Source organism: Vibrio sp. 1F253, assembly GCF_041439295.1.
In the GTDB taxonomy this organism is placed as follows: domain Bacteria; phylum Pseudomonadota; class Gammaproteobacteria; order Enterobacterales; family Vibrionaceae; genus Vibrio; species Vibrio tasmaniensis_A.
In genome coordinates this window covers 1-20,463 of the sequence record NZ_JBGONU010000065.1, presented here as the reverse complement: position 1 = coordinate 20,463, position 20,463 = coordinate 1, and the positions used below count along the sequence as shown (strand labels likewise).

Annotated in this window: 15 protein-coding genes; 10 read left to right on the top strand and 5 right to left on the bottom strand. The window is 42.7% G+C overall.

The annotated features are described in order from the left end of the window. The first annotated feature begins 142 nt into the window (after window positions 1-142). Together ACED28_RS20985 and ACED28_RS20980 are read left to right on the top strand one after the other, a co-directional pair. Window positions 143-577 carry a hypothetical protein gene (locus tag ACED28_RS20985; RefSeq protein ID WP_371710670.1) on the top strand — a complete coding sequence of 145 codons (435 nt, stop codon included), beginning with the start codon at window positions 143-145 and terminating at the stop codon, window positions 575-577. Between the two features lie 207 nt (window positions 578-784). After that, a complete protein-coding gene (locus ACED28_RS20980) occupies window positions 785-1,048 on the top strand; it encodes a helix-turn-helix domain-containing protein (protein ID WP_019823152.1) in 264 nt (87 codons plus the stop codon). A gap of 323 nt (window positions 1,049-1,371) precedes the next feature. Here the strand turns inward: ACED28_RS20980 and ACED28_RS20975 are convergent, their stop codons facing one another. The 3 genes from ACED28_RS20975 to ACED28_RS20965 are packed head-to-tail and all read right to left on the bottom strand — an operon-like array spanning window position 1,372 to window position 6,639. Then, the gene (locus ACED28_RS20975) at window positions 1,372-2,115 is read right to left on the bottom strand and encodes a hypothetical protein (protein ID WP_371710669.1); all 744 of its coding nucleotides are present in this window, start codon (window positions 2,113-2,115) and stop codon (window positions 1,372-1,374) included. Between the two features lies 1 nt (window position 2,116). Then, complete coding sequence (locus ACED28_RS20970; protein WP_371710668.1) at window positions 2,117-5,137, bottom strand: VPA1269 family protein; 3,021 nt, start codon at window positions 5,135-5,137, stop codon at window positions 2,117-2,119. A gap of 8 nt (window positions 5,138-5,145) precedes the next feature. Continuing rightward, window positions 5,146-6,639, bottom strand: coding sequence for a tyrosine-type recombinase/integrase (locus tag ACED28_RS20965; RefSeq protein ID WP_371710667.1), 1,494 nt, complete (start codon window positions 6,637-6,639; stop codon window positions 5,146-5,148). 491 nt (window positions 6,640-7,130) lie between these two features. Between ACED28_RS20965 and aroC the strand changes: the two genes are divergently transcribed. Further along, window positions 7,131-8,216: a chorismate synthase gene (gene aroC / locus ACED28_RS20960; RefSeq protein WP_004734182.1), complete on the top strand. Its 1,086-nt coding sequence runs from the start codon at window positions 7,131-7,133 to the stop codon at window positions 8,214-8,216. Between the two features lie 113 nt (window positions 8,217-8,329). On the opposite strand, the gene ACED28_RS20955 is transcribed toward aroC, so the two are convergent. After that, window positions 8,330-8,953, bottom strand: coding sequence for a trimeric intracellular cation channel family protein (locus ACED28_RS20955; protein ID WP_004734183.1), 624 nt, complete (start codon window positions 8,951-8,953; stop codon window positions 8,330-8,332). A gap of 299 nt (window positions 8,954-9,252) precedes the next feature. Between ACED28_RS20955 and ACED28_RS20950 the strand changes: the two genes are divergently transcribed. From ACED28_RS20950 to ACED28_RS20940, 3 genes are all read left to right on the top strand, one after another. Further along, the gene (locus ACED28_RS20950) at window positions 9,253-9,783 is read left to right on the top strand and encodes an elongation factor P hydroxylase (RefSeq protein WP_371710666.1); all 531 of its coding nucleotides are present in this window, start codon (window positions 9,253-9,255) and stop codon (window positions 9,781-9,783) included. 9 nt (window positions 9,784-9,792) lie between these two features. Then, window positions 9,793-10,056, top strand: a complete 264-nt coding sequence (locus ACED28_RS20945; protein WP_009848738.1) for a YfcL family protein — start codon at window positions 9,793-9,795, stop codon at window positions 10,054-10,056. A gap of 188 nt (window positions 10,057-10,244) precedes the next feature. Then, on the top strand, window positions 10,245-10,757 hold the full coding sequence (locus tag ACED28_RS20940; RefSeq protein ID WP_371710665.1) for an NADPH-dependent FMN reductase: 513 nt from the start codon (window positions 10,245-10,247) through the stop codon (window positions 10,755-10,757). Window positions 10,758-10,911: 154 nt separating this feature from the next. On the opposite strand, the gene mnmC is transcribed toward ACED28_RS20940, so the two are convergent. Further along, window positions 10,912-12,990 (bottom strand): bifunctional tRNA (5-methylaminomethyl-2-thiouridine)(34)-methyltransferase MnmD/FAD-dependent 5-carboxymethylaminomethyl-2-thiouridine(34) oxidoreductase MnmC, encoded by a 2,079-nt coding sequence (gene mnmC, locus ACED28_RS20935; RefSeq protein WP_371710664.1) that lies wholly within the window; start codon window positions 12,988-12,990, stop codon window positions 10,912-10,914. A gap of 128 nt (window positions 12,991-13,118) precedes the next feature. Between mnmC and fabB the strand changes: the two genes are divergently transcribed. The 4 genes from fabB to ACED28_RS20915 form a co-directional block, all read left to right on the top strand. Continuing rightward, window positions 13,119-14,330 (top strand): beta-ketoacyl-ACP synthase I, encoded by a 1,212-nt coding sequence (fabB, locus tag ACED28_RS20930; protein ID WP_009848735.1) that lies wholly within the window; start codon window positions 13,119-13,121, stop codon window positions 14,328-14,330. A gap of 534 nt (window positions 14,331-14,864) precedes the next feature. Then, on the top strand, window positions 14,865-15,998 hold the full coding sequence (locus ACED28_RS20925; protein ID WP_102257949.1) for a 4-phosphoerythronate dehydrogenase: 1,134 nt from the start codon (window positions 14,865-14,867) through the stop codon (window positions 15,996-15,998). 12 nt (window positions 15,999-16,010) lie between these two features. After that, window positions 16,011-17,024: an aspartate-semialdehyde dehydrogenase gene (locus ACED28_RS20920; RefSeq protein WP_012603484.1), complete on the top strand. Its 1,014-nt coding sequence runs from the start codon at window positions 16,011-16,013 to the stop codon at window positions 17,022-17,024. Between the two features lie 209 nt (window positions 17,025-17,233). After that, a partial coding sequence (locus tag ACED28_RS20915; RefSeq protein WP_371710663.1) for a FimV/HubP family polar landmark protein occupies window positions 17,234-20,463 on the top strand: 3,230 nt, incomplete at its 3' end.

The window sequence follows — 20,463 nt, the reverse complement described above, 5'->3', positions numbered from 1 at the left end:
GGATCAGGTGATCGGAATAAACCGAAACGAGCGATCGCAATCACCGAAATACGCATTACGGCACTATAGGTTAGGTTTGGTGGTAGTGTCGCTCATTACTTAAGCGGCTATATGGTGTTCATCAGTAAATTCAAAGTGAGGTATGATGACAAAAGAAGATGAGATATTTAACCAGCATCAACAAGACGTTAGGACTCGGGCTGACTCATTGGGTAAAGCTGTATTTGTTCTTTCCGGTGGGGCTTTAACTGTATCGATTGGTATATTTCTGAAAAGTGATCGCTTACCTTTAACTAATAGTGCTTTAATAGCGATAAAATACTCATGGTGGTTGTTATTCGCCACAATAGTGTTTGGCGTAGTTATGCTAGCTACTATTATTGTTCGAGATTATCTGTTTGGTGAGCGTTGGCGTAAGGTTTTAGACAAAGTCCCCAATATTGATGCATCTGGTAAACCGGCGAAATTAGAAGTGCTTATAGTGGTTTTGGGTGCGCTTGGAATTATTACGTTCATATTAGGCATGTTTGGATTGGCATTTGTAGCAAGCGAAACAATAATGGGGTTCCACACTTAGTATCAAGTTTGAAGTGCGGCTATTTTTTGAACTACACCATCAATTCGACACCAAGTAAAGTGACTTTCCATACTTGTGGTTATTTGTGAATTCTCAAATTAGCCAAACTGATGGGACGCCTTGTCGATTCTCTTGTTAGCTATATAGCTAACAATTGCAATGTGACCTAGAATGTTAGCTATATAGCTAATAAGACGGTGATGAACTATGGCTTGTAGGTCTGAAATAGGATTAAAGGTTAAGCATTCACGTATTGATAAGGGGCTGACACAGGTACAAGTATCAAAACTGACCAGAATTAATAAAACAACCATTTCAGAAATCGAAAATGGTCGTTTTACAGGTTCATTCGATATATTTGAAAGGTTGTTAAATGCTGTTGATTTACAGTTTGAGGTTGTAGAAAAAACACATCAACTACCTGACTGGGATGAAATCGAAGAGCTATTCGCAGAAGATGATAGTAAATAATTTATACAAGTTAGCAGGGGTTTGATGTGCCTCCTTCAAACAGGCTATTTCCAACTTCTCTACGGCAAATCACAGCGAGTTATAAACTAACGGTTCGCTTCTCTTTATTGTTGTCCATTGGTGGACAACGATGGACAACTGATCAGAAAGGTTAGGCTAAATTTGTTCAGGTTCGCCACATTATACAATGACATACTAGTGTAGCTATGCTGACTCACTTTTGCTTCTTTACATGCGCTGATTTAAGACAAGTAGTTAAGTATTAGTCAACCCTACAATACAGCTTTTAGATGGAATTTGAAGAGTAGCGATTAAACAGATCATTATAACTTTAGCTGTAAAATTTTTTCGATAACGTCCTTTAGTCCCGGGTCAGATAATATTGTCCCCCTTCGGATCGCTTTACTTGCCCAAAGGGCTCCCGTACTGTCGAATTCTAATCCTTTAGCCCCTTGATTGTTTAAGAAATTGCTCAGAATCTCAAGGTCAAATTTATCAAGCTGGTTGTTTTCTGTATGGCTGAGGGATTTCTCATTGTTCAATATAACTTCTACTTGATGATCTGGCTTAATAGCTGGGAGCTCTCGTATTTCACGTAACATAGAGTTCTGTTTTTTTAGAGAACTTGCTTGGCCGTAAAGTACTGAAATTTTGTATCTCAATACGGGGTCTTGAATCTTTAGCAAATCTTCATCAGTGATTAATCCCGTAGTTCCAGTGACTTTTATTCCAGTGTCAGGTTGTGGTTCAGTCGCTGATTTTACAACCTTATCGAAATTTAGGCTTTTGCCATGAGCCACCTCAATCCAAGCGTCGATAAGAATTGGATAAGGGTTTTTACCATGTCTTCTATTATGAACTGTTTGCGCAGAAATTATGACCCCCTTACTAGCAAGTGCGCTTATTACAGTTGGTACAGATGGGGTTGCGTTCACCTCGACCATTTTGGAGCAAACTTCATTTATATCTTTTAGGATCGCTTTAACCGAGCCTCTTGTCGTACGCTCTTCTAGTGATTGATACAGAGCTTTAACGTCGTTGTTGGTTAGGATTTTGTTATTGTTCATTTTATTGGTTCGCCGATGCTTTGATTTCTATATTCTGTAGGGCTTGTACGGGTACTGCCTTTGAGCATTCTTGCTCGATACCAAGCTCTGCAAAAGTCTTACGGCCATCTTTCAGTAATTGGAGTGTTTCTCCATCAAATCTTGTTACTAAGAATTTAGCAAAGGAGTCCGCAGATTGTTGCTTTTCTTCAGAGGTCAAATTCATAAGCATCATGGGTTCGAAACCGTTCCGTAAAAGGATTGTATCGATGAACTGATCGCGTTCTCTCTCGAAGTCCTCATTTCTTTCATGTTTGTAAATACGACTTGCCTGAATTACAAAATCTAGATTTGAAAAGTTGTTTGGAGTCTCTGTATAGTCGATATCAAAATCAGAGTCACTATCCATCAAAAGTGCTGGCACGCAATCAGATGAATCCCCTTGAACACTTGATATAGGTGGTTTAGGGAGGTTTTTAATCTTTTCGATTAAATTGTGAGTGGAGTGTAATGCATTGAATAATTTATCTTCTTCAATTGCCAATCGCTCTTGGATCGTCTCGTTTTTTTTGAGCTTAGTAACAAGCTGCGGGGAAACGTCCTGGCCTTTTTTTCTAAGGGTTAGTTGTTCAACTTTTAATGTTTGAACCACTTGCTCATTCTCCTGTATTTCAGCAGCTTTTTTCTCAGACTGAAGAATAAGGCTATTCGCATGAACCCATAGTTCCGTTAGCCATGGCAAACCTGTGATAAAGTGCCTACATACGACACAGTTTTTATCTTCAACAGGAAGGTAAGTGTTTTTCTTTCCGTTCTTTCGAATACACTTTCCGCCATCATGACACCTTGTACCATTATACGGGCAGATACCAAGGTTAGTACTATTCCATAAGCCCACCAAGCACCCTGCCGCATCAGACTTAATACTATTGATGGCTTCGCTTGAGTTAAATGCTGCATATTTTGCCACCTCATCCCAAGCAGCTTCTTTTAACCAGTTTTGAAAGCTCTTTTGGTAGTCCAACTCAATATCTCTGCTAGCTTCGTTAAGAATTTCTGTAATGTGGCTTGGGTGATATTTCACATAATAGATTGTCATCAAGATACTCTTGTGCCCAGCGACAATCTTACTGAGTACCTCAATTGGAACTCCTTGCTGTGCTAAAGATGTCAATCCTGCTACGCGTAACCCATGTGGGGTGTATAAAGCGCTTTGTGGTGCATTAGTAGTCTTATTTCTGGTGAGAATAATCTGGCACTCAATTCCTTCTGAGTGGAGTCGTCTTTCAAGTTCAGCCATCAACTTAACCCAGAACTCATGCAGGTTTCGGTTAGTTGGAGGCATTTGACGATTACCGTTCTTTATATCTTTCGCACTGCGGAACAGATAAAAGCGATCAGGGATTCTTGCAAGTACACTTTCCGATGGCTCGGCCTCAAAAACTGTCTTTGGAATATCTTGGAATCTTATAGGGTAAGTCACTGGATTATACTTTTCCTGCCAATCTCTTAAGTCATCAAGGTACTTAATAACAGTCGCATTCTTCCAAGGTATTTCATATCCCGACTTCTCACTGAAACCAACTTCTTTGTCTGAGACTTTGTTAGAGTTGATATAAAATACAAACTGAGGAGCTAATACTCCACTGATCAATTTACGTCTTAGAACACCTCTATTATGAACTTTGGCTCCAATGTTTTTCCAATAGTTTGTTAATTGATGGTCGTTTTTAGCCCACACGTCTGTTTCTGGGTTGTATCTCCATTGATCCCCTTCTCCAGAGTCAAGTCGTATGACCTGAATTTTTCGGATGGGTATTTCAAGCATAACCAAATAAACGTAGGTAATAACCGGAATCCAAATAGGATTACCGTCCTCGTCAACGATATTCTCGTTGTATTGATCTGAGAGTGATTTAGGCCATGCAAAGTCATTCTCGGTTAAGATTTCTTTGAGTTTTAAAATCATCCAAATAGGTGGGGTAGGTTTTGCTGATTCACTTAGTTTAATGTCTTTTCCGTTATCTTCAGAACCATACTCTGAGACGGCCTGAGTGAATTTGTGCATTGACAAAATAGGGTAGCCAACAGTTACAAGCTCACCAGTTTCATCTGTTTCCGACATGTATTCACCGATATACCAGTTACTAAAGTCGACGATCGTTGTTAGTGTCAAAATCAACACACTACTGCTTATGGACTTTTTATCTCTGTCATCTTTCAACCAAATATAAAACTCATCGTTCCTGAATTTGGAAAAGTACAGTATCGGGTCGGAAGGAAAGTCGGATGTATAGGTAAACTCAAGGAAGTTCCTGAATTTAGTAAATCGATCTTTGAAATGCCCGGTTTCAAATGCATTTTTTGCGTTCAGAAATTCATGGAAAGAGTTAACCCAAGCCTTCATGTGCTTTTCTGGGCTATCAAATAGATCCTTTGTTTTATGCCTTGTATCGCGCCGTTGAAGCTCTACCAGTTTGAGACAGTCGGTACTGTTGAGGTGCTTATCAAAGCATCGTGCTAGGTATCTAATAGCCTTGTGAGCATGAGGGGTTAAGTCGGGGTGCCAACGGTTATCTTCGGTACGTAAAGGTGCTATGAACTGCTTAAATACTTCTACAGAAGTTTCTTCTAAAGATTCTACACCTGTTGTGATACGAAAAACTTCGACTGCAATACTAAATTGTCTAATAGCCGTGTCTATCGCATTTGACGTGCGAATATTGTTTGTAAGCTCAACACTGTCCGAAAGGATCGTTAGCTGATTTAGGATTTTTGAATCACTTCCATTCAATAACTCACCTAAAAAATAGTAGCTGTCCACACTGATTTTTTGATAAAAAAATAGGCTGTTAACTGACAAGTCACCCTTGGCTACGATTTTTTTTAAAGTTTCATTAGCTCTATAGTAAGCAGTTAGTAGTCGATTTGTCTTTTGTTTGTTTCTAGGGGCAAATAGACCATCAAGTAGAGCTAAGTCCTTTTGAGTAACAGACTCACCGTAATTTATACCTTTAAATTGTAGGTAGTTTGTTGTAGTCATTTGATCCTTCATGATGCGGTAAGTTGAACCTTGTTTTGAATAACACTAGATACAGAGTAGTTAGCTAACACATCTCGTACCTTCTGTGATGATATTCCTTTATATGCTTCTTGCGCGTTGATTGTCCTGTGATGCATACACTTCTGAATGACCTTCTCGTTAACTCCTGCATCTGTCAGGAACTGAGCATAGCAGTGGCGTAATGCATGAGGATTTAAACCTGCATCTCTTCCACGTTCAATTCTCATACCTAGATGTTGCTCAAGTCGGTCCAAGGCTTTGTTGTAACTTTCGGTGAAACTATTAACTGAGTAAGGTGCGCCAACATAGCTTTTGCCTGTTCGCCTATCGACGCCTGCTGATACGAAAAGGAATGGATGATCATGCCCCTCGTTCTTGACGTAGGTTTCCATTAACTTACTTCTATACGACAGATACATCTGGTATAGAGTTACGAACATAGCCTCTGCTGAAGGATGTAAGAAAAAAATGTCAGCAGAATAGGTAGTCTTATCAACAGCTAGTGTTTTCCAACGAGCTCTCAGTGATTTAGAGTTCACTTTGTCGTGGCGGGGTCTCATGTGCCGTTCTTTTAGGTACTCTTCTCTTGTCTTTTCCTTTTCACCTAATAGATTGGTTTTTGCTAGCCTAGGGTGAAATAGCTTTGCTTGACATTGAAAGTCTGAGTACGGGAAAACATCGTTAAACCAAAGGTGGAGAGGTTCGCTTTTTCGAAGACCACCAAATAGCAGGAGAATGGTGATCATTTTTGCAGTGATGTCTTCACGTTCAAAAGGGTTCTCTGCGATTGGGTTTTTGACAAAACCAAATTGTATTAAAGGTGAGATTAGCTCTACAGGAAACGCTTTATTTTCGCTCTGAGCGTTAATATGGTTTTTGGGGTCATCCTCAAATTCGTAGCCTAAAGCCTTTTTTGATTGGGATAACTGTCCAGCGGCTTTCATCACATCTTTAGTATGTGACATAGGGCTTCGTTTAATAATATCACGTGCAGTTTTTAACAGAGAAAGGGTCAATTTCTCATTTTTCTTTTTTGAGGCTATGAAAGTAGACTTACCATTCGCTTCTAGCTCTTCATACATAATCCAATCAATAAAAGCGACAAGTCTAGTACGAAGTCTTTTGGTTTTATCTAACCCAGTTGGCGCCCAGTACAGATTCGTCTCATCTTGATGAGTCTCAGTATCTATGGTTCCGCGCTCTAAACTAGAAAGGAATTTATGAAACTGAGCTCGTTTATTTAGCCCTAGCTTATGGGTTTCTATACTGTAATCATAAAATAGCCCAATAGCTCTAGCTGTATCACCCATCCATGTATCACTTTTGGACTGGTTGGCAAGGAAATACTCAATAAGAGACCACATAATTGAGTAGCCACTAGAACCTTCAATATGCAGGACTGGAAATATTGTCGCAGGGTTAGTAGCGATTCTTTGTTTTATAACAATATGGTGTCTACCTACCGGTGCATTTTCCTTCATTCGATTCCCTAAGCCGCCACTATTTATTATATGGTAACTTTTGTTTGGGGGTTACGCAAATCATTGGGTGTGAAGGAACATCTTGAAAAGTCTTTAATTTAACTTAAAAGGTAAAGACTAGGGAATAACTGGTAATAAGTGGTAAGTGATGTTTTGGGGGTTAGTTGAGCACCTCCCTTCTAAGGAGGTGGTCGAAGGTTCGAATCCTTCAGGGCGTACCACTATTTAAAGAAACCCGATAACTCTCTGATTTGTCGGGTTTTTTGCTTTCTCACCATAATAAAAACAATCATCTCCAATCGCCACTCATTTTCCCTCGTTATTCATTTCATTCGGCTGATGTAATAGAAAGTTAAAATTGTTGGTTTTTTGGGGTTTACATCATTTGGTAATAAAGCCAATATGAATTCACGAAGAATAGACAAGTAAAGCTGTTAGCCCGTAGGTTTAGGAATCAAACCTTCTGCTCAATGGCTGATTTAGAGGAAGTAATGGCAGGAAACAGTATCGGACAACATTTCCGCGTGACTACGTTCGGAGAAAGTCACGGTATCGCACTAGGATGTATCGTAGATGGGTGCCCACCAGGATTAGAAATTACCGAAGCAGACCTTCAAAGAGATTTGGATCGTCGTCGCCCAGGTACTTCTCGTTATACAACGGCTCGCCGTGAAGCGGATGAAGTAAAGATTTTATCCGGTGTATTTGAAGGCCAGACTACGGGTACTTCTATTGGTCTATTGATTGAAAATACAGACCAACGCTCTAAAGACTATTCCGAAATTAAAGACAAGTTCCGCCCTGGTCACGCTGATTATACCTACCATCAAAAGTACGGTGTGCGTGATTACCGAGGTGGCGGTCGCTCTTCTGCTCGTGAAACTGCAATGCGTGTTGCGGCAGGTGCGATTGCGAAGAAATACCTTAAGCAAGAATTTGGTGTTGAAATCCAAGCTTATCTTTCTCAAATGGGTGATATCTCAATTGATAAAGTGGATTGGAACGAGATCGAAAACAACGCTTTCTTCTGTCCTGATGCCGACAAAGTACCTGAATTTGACCAACTGATTCGTGACTTGCTAAAAGAAGGCAACTCGATCGGTGCGAAGATTCAAGTAGTTGCGACTAAAGTGCCTGTAGGCCTTGGTGAGCCAATCTTTGATCGTCTAGATGCAGACATCGCGCACGCTCTAATGAGCATCAATGCGGTGAAAGGTGTTGAGATTGGTGATGGCTTCGATGTGGTTAATCAGCGCGGTAGTGAACACCGTGATCCATTAACTCCAGAAGGCTTCAGCAGCAACCACGCTGGCGGTATCTTAGGCGGTATTTCTACTGGTCAAGATATTGTGGCAAGCATTGCGCTTAAACCCACATCAAGCATTACCGTTCCTGGTGACACTATCACCAAAGACGGTGAAGCAACGCAGCTAATCACTAAAGGCCGTCACGATCCATGTGTTGGTATCCGTGCAGTGCCTATTGCTGAAGCGATGCTGGCTATCGTGTTGCTTGATCACTTGCTACGTCATCGTGGTCAAAACTTTGGTGTGACAACAGAAACGCCAAAAATCTAGTTCTGCTTCGTTTTATTCAAAACAGAACTGAAACTGATTTGAGAGAAATCAAAAAGGGTTGCTTCGTAATGAAGCAACCCTTTTTATATTCTGCGTCATTGAAAATATATTATCTAATGCACAGAGCTTTCCGGATCAAGCTGGAACGAAGGCAAGCGCCATTTGAATCTCACTGCTGCCATGCGCAGTAAATAGCCTACAACCAATGTCACGATCGTCGCGGTCACATCGTTTATGCCTAGTTCAAGAAGACCTAAGTACAAGCCTGAAGCGACAAGGGCGACAGATGCGTACAACTCTTCATGCAAGACTAGTGGCGTTTGACGACAGATAAGATCGCGCAGCAGGCCACCAAACACGCCAGTCACTAATGCAGACACCATACAAATCATTGGGTGCAGACCCATGGTCATCGCTACTTTAGTACCAATGATACTAAATACGATAAGCCCCAACGCATCCAAACGAATGAACAAGCCTTTTAGCTTGATTACCCATTTGGCTAATCCCGTTGTGATAACACCAGCAATACAAGTGATCGCCAGGTACTGGGGGTTTTCAACCCAGCCTAAAGGGTAATGGCCGAGTAAAATATCTCTTACTGTACCTCCGCCAATTGCCGTTGCACTCGCAACCAGCATTACACCAAACCAATCCATTTTTTGTTTGCCAGCACTGAGAGCACCGGTCATGGCTTCTGCCGTGATGCCAATGATATACAAAACACTTAGTAGCATTGCTGTAACTCTATAATTTAGGTCTATAAATTGGAGTCTTATAGGCCATAGGGATATAAAAATGAAGCGCGAGTGTAGTAGTAAAAACACTGATTGACGAATGAATATTTGTACCGTGAATAGGCATTTCAGATTAGCTAAACTAATCATTCACCTCAAAGTGGTGTAATCTGGGAGCAGCAATCGATTGTCATCGTAAAGTATTATGATCAACCTAATGTCATTGCCAGTGATAGGGCTTTACCGAGCGCTTAAAAAAACGCAAAATGCCCCAGTTCTTTTTACTTAAATTTGATCTTATGACACACGAATACCCAGACATCATCGACATTTTCAATCAAACCTTTTTCGAGAGCTTCAATACTAAGCTAGAACTGGGAGCGGACGAGCCTATATACCTGCCAGCCGATGAGGAGATTCCTCATCACCGTATCGTTTTTGCTCGTGGCTTTTATGCTTCAGCACTTCACGAGATAGCGCACTGGTGTGTGGCTGGTCCTGAGCGTCGCTTATTGGAAGATTTTGGTTACTGGTATGAGCCTGATGGCCGAACTGAGTCGGTTCAAGCTGAGTTTGAAAAAGTGGAAATTCGCCCACAAGCGTATGAATGGATCATTGCGACCAGCGCAGGCTTTCCTTTTAATGTTAGCTGTGACAATCTACACGGCGATTTTGAGCCAGATCGTTTGGCCTTTATGAATAAAGTACACAGCGAAGTCATGGGTACCTTTGAAGCTGGTCTGCCGCCTCGCGTGAAAATGCTCTCTGAAGCATTACGCAGCTTCTACGATGTAGAACCTTTATGTACTAGCCAATTTATTGTGAAATAAGAGAATATTATGATTATCGAATTTGAAGAAAAACTACTTGAATTAATTGATGCTCGCATTGAAAACGCATCAGATGATGAACTGTTTGCTGGTGGTTACTTACGTGGTCATATTTCTCTTTCAGTAGCTTCATGTGAAGAAGACGGCATTGAAGACGTAGCAGAAGTTAAATTGCGTATTGAGAAGAGCCTAGAAGACGCACGTTCTGAATTGACGCCAGCCGATCGTACGATCGTTAATGACCTTTGGGTTGAGCTGCAAAACCAAGCTTAATTTTAGTCGTTTAGCATTATTCGTCTACCGTAATTCGCTCACAACTCTCCCTCCTCATTTTTGAGCGAACCAATAATTTGAGACTCATTCGAATTTTTTGAATGAGTCCGTTCAATCCTTGTGATGGTTCCATTTTCTGACTACGTTATTCTGATCCCACTTAACGGAATCACAGAAAAGGTCACATCATGAAAGTTATCGCATTTGGCGCAAGCACCAGCTCTACCTCTATCAACAAAACTCTAGCAACTTACGCAGCTAACTTGATTGAAGGTGCTGAAGTCAAAGTTCTAAACATCAACGATTACAACGTTCCTATGTTCAGTGAAGACACTGAAAAAGAGATTGGTCAAGCGGAAGGTGCTCAAGCATTCTTACGTGACCTAGCAGAAGCTGACGCATTTGTTATCTCTTTCGCTGAGCACAACGGCCACTACCCAGCGGCGTACAAAAACCTATTTGACTGGGCGACACGCATTGAGCGTTCAGTATTTGGCGAGAAACCTGCGGTTTACTTAGCGACATCACCAGGCCCTGGTGGCGCACAAACAGTACTTGGCGCAGCAACTGGTTCGGCTCCGTACTTTGGTGGTAACGTTAAAGCATCGCTTTCAGTGCCTAGCTTCTACGATAACTTTGATTTTGAGTCTGGTGCTATCAGCAACGAAGAGATCGCCCAACAGATTAAAGACGCAGTTTAAGCTGTAAATACTGCTCCGTTTAGAACATCATTTTAGATCAACACGAACAACAAAAAGCCCGAGTGACATAATGTCGCTCGGGCTTTCTAGCCTTTAGTTTTAGATATTTCTGATATTCAGAAACTTCAGATGTTCAGAATAGCTGAACTAGAAACTATGAATTTGATTTAGAGTGCTTGTCTGCAACCCATCCAGCCGTTAATGCTTTGCCTTTACGCAGTCTGCGCACCCACATTCTGCTTGGGTGAATCGCCTCAAGCACATCAACAGGCAAGGGTAGGGGATCGCCACAGATTTGTGATGCTAACACTTCAGCTAATAATGGCGCAGAGCTCAAGCCACGTGAGCCTAGCCCGATAAAGCAGTATAGGTTAGGGAAGCTTGCTACCGTTTGAACATCATCAACAGAGTGACGTTGCGGGTTGAAGTTGTGCAGGTCTTGGTACTGTTCTTTGATTGATTCAAAATCGCCAACGTTTCCGACAAACGGAAGGTGGTCACGGCTTACGCTTCGGATACCTTGGCGCGCTAAATTGTCACTGGTGTCGACATCTTTTGTCCATGCTTGCTCTGGTAGCGACCCATGTAGGCGCTCACCATTATATTGCTGAACCTCAATATCAAACTCTTGGTCGATATTGGTCTTGTCGTAGTTCGCGCCAATACAGTGGTGACCATTATTTGGATTCTGTGGCGTTAAGTAACCATCAAAACACAACACCGTTTTTAGCTGGCTGAGGTTTTCTGTAGTCGGGATATGACTCACTTGCCCTTTAACTGGCGTGAGAGGTACGGGGCGAGTTTGCTCAAATTGGGTGAACTTGTGTCCATTCGCGACAACTACTTGGTCGTGCTTGGTTTGAATTTCACCTTGAGGCGTCTCAATCGTCAGCAACCATTGCTGTTCTGTTTCTAACCATTCAAGTTGCGTTACTTGATGTTGATAGTGCGCGCTCACTTGGTTGGTCTCTTCTAACCTGCCAATCAAACCTTGAGTCAGTTGGAGAGGGCTTAACCAACCTCCCAGTGGAAAGTAGACACTCTCTTTATCGACTGGTAAGCCAATCTTTTCGTTGGCTTGCTCTGGCGTTAAACGCTGAATCAGATCTGTGTGGAAATTGCCTTCTAACATGCGATTGAGCTTTTTAGTGGAGCCTTCATCCCACATCAAAATGTTCACGCCACACCAATTGTGATCGAAGTTTACTGATAGTGCTGCTTGATTAATAAATTGGCGAGCAAACAGTAACCCTGGACCAAACACGCGAGACACGTTCGATGTCGCTTCGCTGAGTAGCGGATAAATGGCACCTTGATTGTTGCCAGAGGCATTGCCCGCAGCTTGTTGGTGTTCACAATAAAGGGTGATGTTTTTACCACGTCGGTTTAACGTTTTTGCAAGCGCAGCACTGGCAACACCACCACCGATAATGGCGATATCTTGTGAATCACTGTGTTGAGCTAGGCCATACCAAGGTTTGATGTTGGTATGAGCGAGCTTCTCGTCAAGGCGGCCTGCAATCATTTCACGCTTAGTACCAAAGCCTTTAACTTTTTTCATGGCAAAGCCGGCTTCGATTAAACCGCGTCGCACAAAACCGGCAGCGGTAAACGTTGCACAGCTGCAATCTTGTTTTGCCAGTTTGGCCATTCCGTTGAATAGGTTTTGATTCCACATTTCAGGGTTCTTACTTGGCGCAAAGCCATCTAAGAACCAAGCGTCAACCAAACCTTCCTGCGGGGTCGGCACGTTTGGCATACAATCCTTAATATCACCAAACCACAAATCAAGCGTGATAGCACCATCGCCCAACACAATGCGGTGACATTCGGGCAGGGCAATCGGGTAGTGTTCTTGGAGTTGTGTCGCATACTGGGCTAGTTCAGGCCAAGATTGGTGCGCTTTGATCAGATCATCTTTATTTAAAGGATATTTTTCAAAACTGATGAAATGTAACTCTTTGGTCATAGCTTGTGGGTTATCTTTAAGAAAAGCATCGAACCATTGCCAGACTGCGAGAAAGTTTAAACCTGTACCAAAACCGGTTTCAGCAATCACAAAACGGCGTTGTTGATGTTCAACCCAACGCTCTGGAAGGTGGTTTTGTTTTAAAAAGACGTAGCGAGTTTCTTCTAAACCGTTAACATTAGAGAAGTAAACGTCGTCAAATTGGTCTGAAACTGGCGTGCCAGACTCATTCCATTCCAGCTCTGCATTAGTAATTGAAGTCATAAAATCTATCATTTTGTGATTTGAAGCGATATGTTGGTAGGGATTGTACGAATTTCTAGGAAAGCTGACCACTTTTGTTAGGCTTCTTAGTTATCATCTAGCTGAATTTAGAATTATAGGAATGTCACATGAAACGAGTCGTAATCACCGGTATGGGTATTGTTTCAAGTATCGGTAACAACGTCGAAGAAGTTTTAGCATCACTGAAAGAGGGTAAATCAGGTATTACCGCTTCAGAGCAGTTCAAGGAAAATGGCTTGCGCTCTCAAGTATGGGGTAACCTAAAAATGAACCCTGCTGACCATATCGATCGCAAAAAAATGCGCTTTATGGGTGATGCAGCGGCATTCGCTTATCTTTCAATGGAGCAAGCAATTGCTGACTCTGGTTTAACTGAAGATCAAGTATCTAATGACCGCACGGGTATCGTAGCGGGTTCAGGTGGTGCTTCATCTCTAAACCAAGTAAACGCAGTAGACATCATCCGTGAAAAAGGCGTGAAGCGCGTTGGCCCATACATGGTTCCACGTACAATGGCTTCTACGGTTTCTGCTTGTCTAGCAACACCTTTCAAAATCCGCGGTGTGAACTACTCTATGAGTTCTGCATGTGCAACATCTGCACACTGTATCGGTCACGCAATGGAGCTTATCCAACTTGGTAAGCAAGACGTAGTATTCGCTGGTGGCGGTGAAGAACTAGATTGGTCTCTGACTATGATGTTCGACGCAATGGGCGCACTTTCTACTAAGTACAACGACACGCCAGAATTGGCTTCTCGTACTTACGATGCTGACCGTGACGGCTTCGTTATCTCTGGTGGCGGCGGTATGCTAGTTATCGAAGAGCTTGAGCACGCTGTTGCTCGTGGTGCGAAAATCTACGGCGAGATCGTGGGTTACGGCGCGACTTCAGATGGCTACGACATGGTTGCTCCTTCTGGCGAAGGCGCGGTTCGTTGTATGAAGATGGCAATGCAAAACGTTGATGGCGTTGACTACGTGAACACTCACGGTACTTCAACTCCTGTTGGTGACGTTAAAGAACTTGGTGCAATCCAAGAAGTCTTTGGCGGCAATAGCCCAGCAATCTCAGCAACTAAAGCGATGACAGGTCACGCTCTAGGTGCGGCTGGTGTACACGAAGCAATTTACTCAACGCTAATGCTTGATAACGGCTTCATCGCACCAAGCATTAACGTTGCAAACCTAGACGAAGCGGGCGAAGGCCTAGACATCGTAACCGAAGCTCGTGAACAAGAGCTAACAACGGTTATGTCTAACAGCTTTGGTTTCGGCGGTACGAACGCAACGCTAGTAATCAAAAAATACCAAGGCTAATTGAAGCTAAGGTTAAATTAATAAAAGGTTAATCGTTAGTGGGTGATGTGAGTGCTGATTCAACACGCACAGGTCGCTCATTAACCCTGACCAACAGAACAAAGCTTTTATAAATATGGTTTTAAGCGTGTTTTTTAACCCTAGCTTTGTAAGCTTCGCTTTAGAAAATAGCTTTTTAAATCAAGATTTAGAAGTTGAAAGGTTTCCAGAGCTTGATCAGTACTGGCTTTGGTTAGTACTGGTTGAACAGACGCAAGACTCTGTCTCCTGGAGAGCGAGATAGGATCCTTTTGTTCTGGATGTTTGCCCGATTGTTTATTCAATCGGGCATTTTTCGTTTTAGTCTTCTGACTTTAGTTTTCTAATTTCAGGTAGTCGTTCTTATTACTGCTTTTGCTTTTGCTTGTGCGACTAGGCGATTCAACTCTTTATTTATAATGTATTCCAATTGCTACTCGACACCGTGTGTGGAATTTTGCACAATCATTTCAATTCACATTTAGGTCGATAGACCCCAACAAAAGTACTCGCCAAATGAAAATCTTAATCGACGAAAATATGCCTTATGCTGAAGCGCTTTTTAGCCAGCTAGGGGAAGTGACAATGAAGTCTGGTCGCACATTAACGGCTGACGACCTAGTTGACGTAGACGCTTTGATGATTCGCTCTGTCACCAAGGTGAACGAGTCATTGATCAGTAAAGCCAACAAGCTGAAGTTTGTCGGCACAGCGACGGCAGGTATGGATCATGTCGACCAAGAATTGATGAAAGAACGTGGCATTTTCTTTACTGCAGCCCCAGGCTGTAACAAGGTGGGTGTGGCTGAGTACGCGTTCAGCGCGATGATGGTGTTGGCTCAGCAGCAAGGTTTCTCTGTATTCGAAAAAACGGTCGGTATTATCGGCTGTGGCCAAGTGGGTAGCTATTTAGCAAAGTGCCTTGAAGGTATTGGTATTAAAGTTCTGCTGAACGATCCTCTAAAACAGCAAGAGGGTGATACTCGCGAATTTACTGAGCTAGATACTCTGCTTGAGCAGTCAGACGTCATCACTCTGCATACGCCAATCACTAAGACAGGTGAGTTCCCAACGCATCATTTGATCAATGAGCAAGTACTGAACAATTTACGTGCTGACCAAATTCTGATTAATGCGGCTCGTGGCCCAGTTGTTGATAACCAAGCGTTAAAAGCTCGCTTGCAAAAAGCCGATGGTTTCACTGCCGTTCTTGACGTGTTTGAGTTTGAACCAGAAGTCGATTTTGAGCTGCTTCCACTGCTTGCTTTTGCAACTCCTCACGTAGCGGGCTACGGTTTAGAGGGTAAAGCACGTGGTACCACTATGATCTTCAACAGTTATTGTGAGTTTTTAGGTACTGAACAGCGTGCTTATGCAAGCGACTTATTACCGACAGCCCCAGTGCCTCAAATGAAATTAGATAGAGCTTGGGATGAAGCAACACTGCACAATTTGACTCAGTTGATCTATGATGTGCGCAAAGACGACGCCTTATTCCGTCGCAATATCTCTACGCCGGGTTCTTTTGACAAGATGCGTAAAGAATATTGGGACCGTAGAGAGTACAGTGCAGTCGAGTTAACGGGCGACGAATCTTGTAATTTGACGCCGTTATCTAAACTCGGTTTTATGGTAAAGCCAACTTTATAAAAGAGAGAAACAATGAGCCAAGAATTTAATATTGCTATTTTAGGTGCGACTGGTGCGGTTGGTGAAACCATTCTTGAAGTACTTAAAGAGCGTAAATTCCCTGTCGGTGAAATGCACTTACTAGCAAGTGAACGTAGTGAAGGCAAAACTTCCCGTTTTAACGGCAAAACAATACAAGTACAAAATGTAGAAGACTTCGACTGGTCTCAAGTACATATTGCGTTTTTCTCTGCAGGTAGCGAGCTTTCAGAACGTTGGGCTCCAATCGCCGCTGACGAAGGTGTGGTTGTTATCGATAACACCTCACGTTTCCGTTACGAATACGATGTTCCTCTGGTTGTGCCTGAAGTGAACCCTGAAGCGATTGCTGAGTTCCGTAACCGCAACATCATTGCGAACCCGAACTGTTCTACTATTCAGATGGTAGTAGCGCTTAAACCGATTCACGATGAAGTGGGCCTTGAGCGTATTAACGTTTCAACTTACCAATCTGTGTCTGGTGCAGGTAAGCCGGGTATCGATGAGCTAGCAGGTCAAACGGCTAAGCTTCTTAACGGTATGCCAGCTGACAAGTCAGCGTTCTCACAGCAGATCGCGTTTAACTGTATTCCTCAAATCGATGAATTTACAGAGAACGGCTATACACGTGAAGAAATGAAGATGGTTTGGGAAACTCAAAAGATCTTTGCTGACTCTTCAATCACGGTTAACCCGACTTGTGTTCGTGTTCCTGTGTTCTATGGTCACGCTGAATCTCTACACATTGAAACTCGCGCGCCAATCGGTGCTGAGCAAGTTATTCAGCTTCTAGAGAACACAGAAGGCGTTGAAGTTTTCCAAGCTCTAGACTTCCCAACTCAGGTTCGTGATGCTGGTGGTAAAGACCACGTAATGGTTGGTCGTATTCGTAACGACATCAGCCATCACAGCGGTGTGAACATGTGGGTTGTCGCTGATAACGTTCGTAAAGGCGCAGCAACAAACGCAGTTCAAATCGCTGAAGTTCTGATTCGCGATTACTTCTAAGCTTCACTGCTTTGATAAACAAGCCTCACTCTTTTAGTGGGGCTTTTTTAATCGATTGAAAATATTGTTAGTCAAATTGTGTGAAATTGCTGCGAATATTGTCGCTGCAACACATTTTTTGTTTTCATCTCTATAGCTTTACGTCGTTTATCCGATATATTTAACAGTTCATCAATTTATTCGAATTTAAGCACCTAGCTGAGCCTTTTATGTTTCAATTTTTCAAGCCGTGGTTAATGCCTTTTGCCATTCTCATGGCGACTCAGATTTCCGTTGTTCGTGCAGATTCCATTCGAGTTGTAGGGCCTAATGGTCAGATACAATCAGCGCCTACGTTTTCCGAACCTCTTCAAAGAGCACAATTGAATCGTGCTGGGCCTTCTCGTTTTTACGGCCCAACTTTGGGGTCGGAAACATTGTGGTCAATTGCCTCAAAGTTACGCCCTGATAATTCCGTTTCAGTTCAGCAAACCTTGTTGGCTATTTATCGTCTAAATCCACAAGCGTTTGAAAACCAGAATATCCACAGCTTGCTGCCTGCCAGTAATTTACGAGTGCCTTCTTTAGAGCAAGCACGTGCGAGTTCTACACAGCAAGCCGTTAACATCATGAATGCGCACCTTGCTAAGCTCGATGCTCCTGTGACTAAACCCACAGTGTCAAAGCCAAAACCAGCGCAAGCGTCAAGCCGCCCTGATGCAAGCTCAAACAATGTTGTTCCTGCAAAGCAAGTAAGCACTGCTGAAGCCGCTAAAAAGCCATTGTCTCCAACTCAATCATCTCCAGCTCAATCAGCTCAATCAGCTCCAACCCAAGAGATGAACAAGCTAGAGAGACAGCTAGAGCTTTCAGAAACTGAGCTATTGTCACTTGAAGAGAAAAACCATCAACTTCGTCTGATGTTGTCGAATGTTCAATTGGAAGTAGATGAGCTAAAAACAGAACTTAGTGATGAAGATCGCATTCGTAGCGAAGTGGAAAAGCTGCTTGATGAAGAGCGTAGAAAGAACGCTGAGATTGCAAAAATGGCTCCAAGTGCCATGGATCAATTGTTATCAAATGGTTGGTTAGTTACTGCTCTTGCGGTTATTCCTGGCCTGCTACTTGGTCTTATCATAGTGATCCTGTTAGGGCGCCGTTCTAAAAATGATGAGCAACAGCCGACACAAGACCAACCAATTCAATCAGATGCAAGTAGCGTCGCGCCTATCGCTTTAGGCGACGAGATGGACGATTTTGATAATGAATTGTCTTTAGACGATGAACAATTTGGCAATGAAGATGATGCTGATAAGTTATTTGATGACCAAGCATCGCCTGAAGAAGATGTATTTGCAGGTTTAGATGATTCTGATCTCGATTTTAATCTCGATGATGACGATGATGACCCATTTGCGAGTATTGGCGAAAATGGTGACTTAGACACTAACTTCGATGATCTGGAATTAGATAGCAGTAACGGCATTAGTGTCAATGGCGATGACAAGGCGCTTGGTCTTGAAGAGATGGAGCGCGCACTTGATAAAACATCAGAAAGCGAACTCGGTTCTGATGAGGCCGACTTTGATCTTTCAGATGATAACTCAATGTCGAATGAAGATATTGAATCGCTACTATCACAGGATTCTGAGACTGAAGATCTAGGCTCTAACGAACTAGACCAATCTCTATTAGATGATCTATTTGCGCTTGATGATGAAGATGATGATAGCTTCGATATTGATGCTTTAATCTCAGAAGAGCAAAGTGATTCGATTTCTAATACCGACACATCAGCAACCGATGATTTTGACATTGATGCGCTTATCTCTGAACAACAGAGCGATACTGCACCTTCGGGCGTGAGCAACGATGAATTTGATATTGATTCGTTGATCTCAGAGCAGCAGACGTCACAACCTTCGGCTCCTAGTGTAGAAGATGATATTGATGACATCTTCGCTCAGGTTGCGGCTCAGAACGATCAAGTCAATGAGCCTGTGAATCTCGATAATGATGACGAGGTTGCTGAGAATCTAAACAGCGCTTTGGCGTCTGATGATGATATCGATAACATCCTTTCTCAGTTTGATCTGCCAACCGAAAGTGAAGAAACTCAAGGCAGTGTCGACCTGCTCGATGAGCAATTGACAGGGGATGATGTTGATCTCAGTAATTCAACAGATCTCCTAGATGATATGTTGGATGATGATTCTGAGAGTGATCCTCTAGGTTTTGACTCATTATCTGAACTCGAAGAACTCTCAGGCTTGTCGACCGATGATGAGCTAGATATTTCGGAAGACAGTACTGAAACCTTGGATGAGTTGATTGATGATTCTGATGATGACTTTGAACTCGATGCCGAGAGCACAGACTTACTAGATGATTTTCTAGACGATGACGCCAATGATGCTCAACTTACCGTCGAAGGTGACGAGACGTTAGATGAACTGCTAGGTAATGATCTATCAGTCGGTGAAACCGATGAACAAGATTCAGAATCTTTAGACCCATTTGATGATCTACTGACAAGTGGCATTGAAGACGAGCTTGAACCTGAAGAGAAGGCGTTTGATAAAGAGTTAGACGAAGCCTTTGGTTTTGACAACGCCAGCGATGAGTCCGAAAAGGATTCAGACGTCGAACTTACTCCGTTAACCTCAGAAACACCTGAAGCTGAGTCTGAGCAAGCATCGGACATTAGTGCAACACCACAAGCTGAAGTCATTAGTGATGAATCGTTAGATTCGGAAGTGATTCAAGACAGTGCAGACGTTAAGCCAGAAAATAATGAAGCCTTTAATCGTGATGACTTTATCGATGATTTGTTCGGTGTCGCACCGGCAACAGATGCTTTACTTGATGACTCGCTAGAAACAACAGACGAAGCATTGATTGATGAGTTAATGACTTCTGATGACAATGATTTATTGCCAGCGACAGAAGAGCCTGTTGAGTCATTAATTGAAAATACGGTTGAACCAGAGCAAGCGTCTCTTTCAGCCAGCAATGAAGTGTCAGCGGAAAAAATAGTATCCGCTGAAGAAACCGCATCATCGGTTGAAGATGATGAACTGGATATCGACTCACTGCTCTCTGAGAATTCTGATTTTGACAAACCAGTTTTTGAAGAGCGAGTTCAAGAAGAAACTGTACAACAAGAAGCAGAACCAGAGCCGAAAGAAGCCGACGCCCAAGAACAGCGTGAAGACATCGCTGCTAGTTATGAAGAGCAAGTATCGCCATCGTCTTTAAATGATATCTCTGAAGATGATGAAGAGACGGTTGAAGACTGGTTAGCCGAAGCTATAGACGATGTAGAGTCGCCTGCGAATGTTGCCTCTGATTTTGACTTTGAACCGAAAATCCAAGGTAGCGATCAGTTTGAAGATGTCGTTGAATCCTTGCCAGAGCCAGAGCCAGAGCCAGAGCCAGAGCCAGAGCCAGAGCCAGAGCC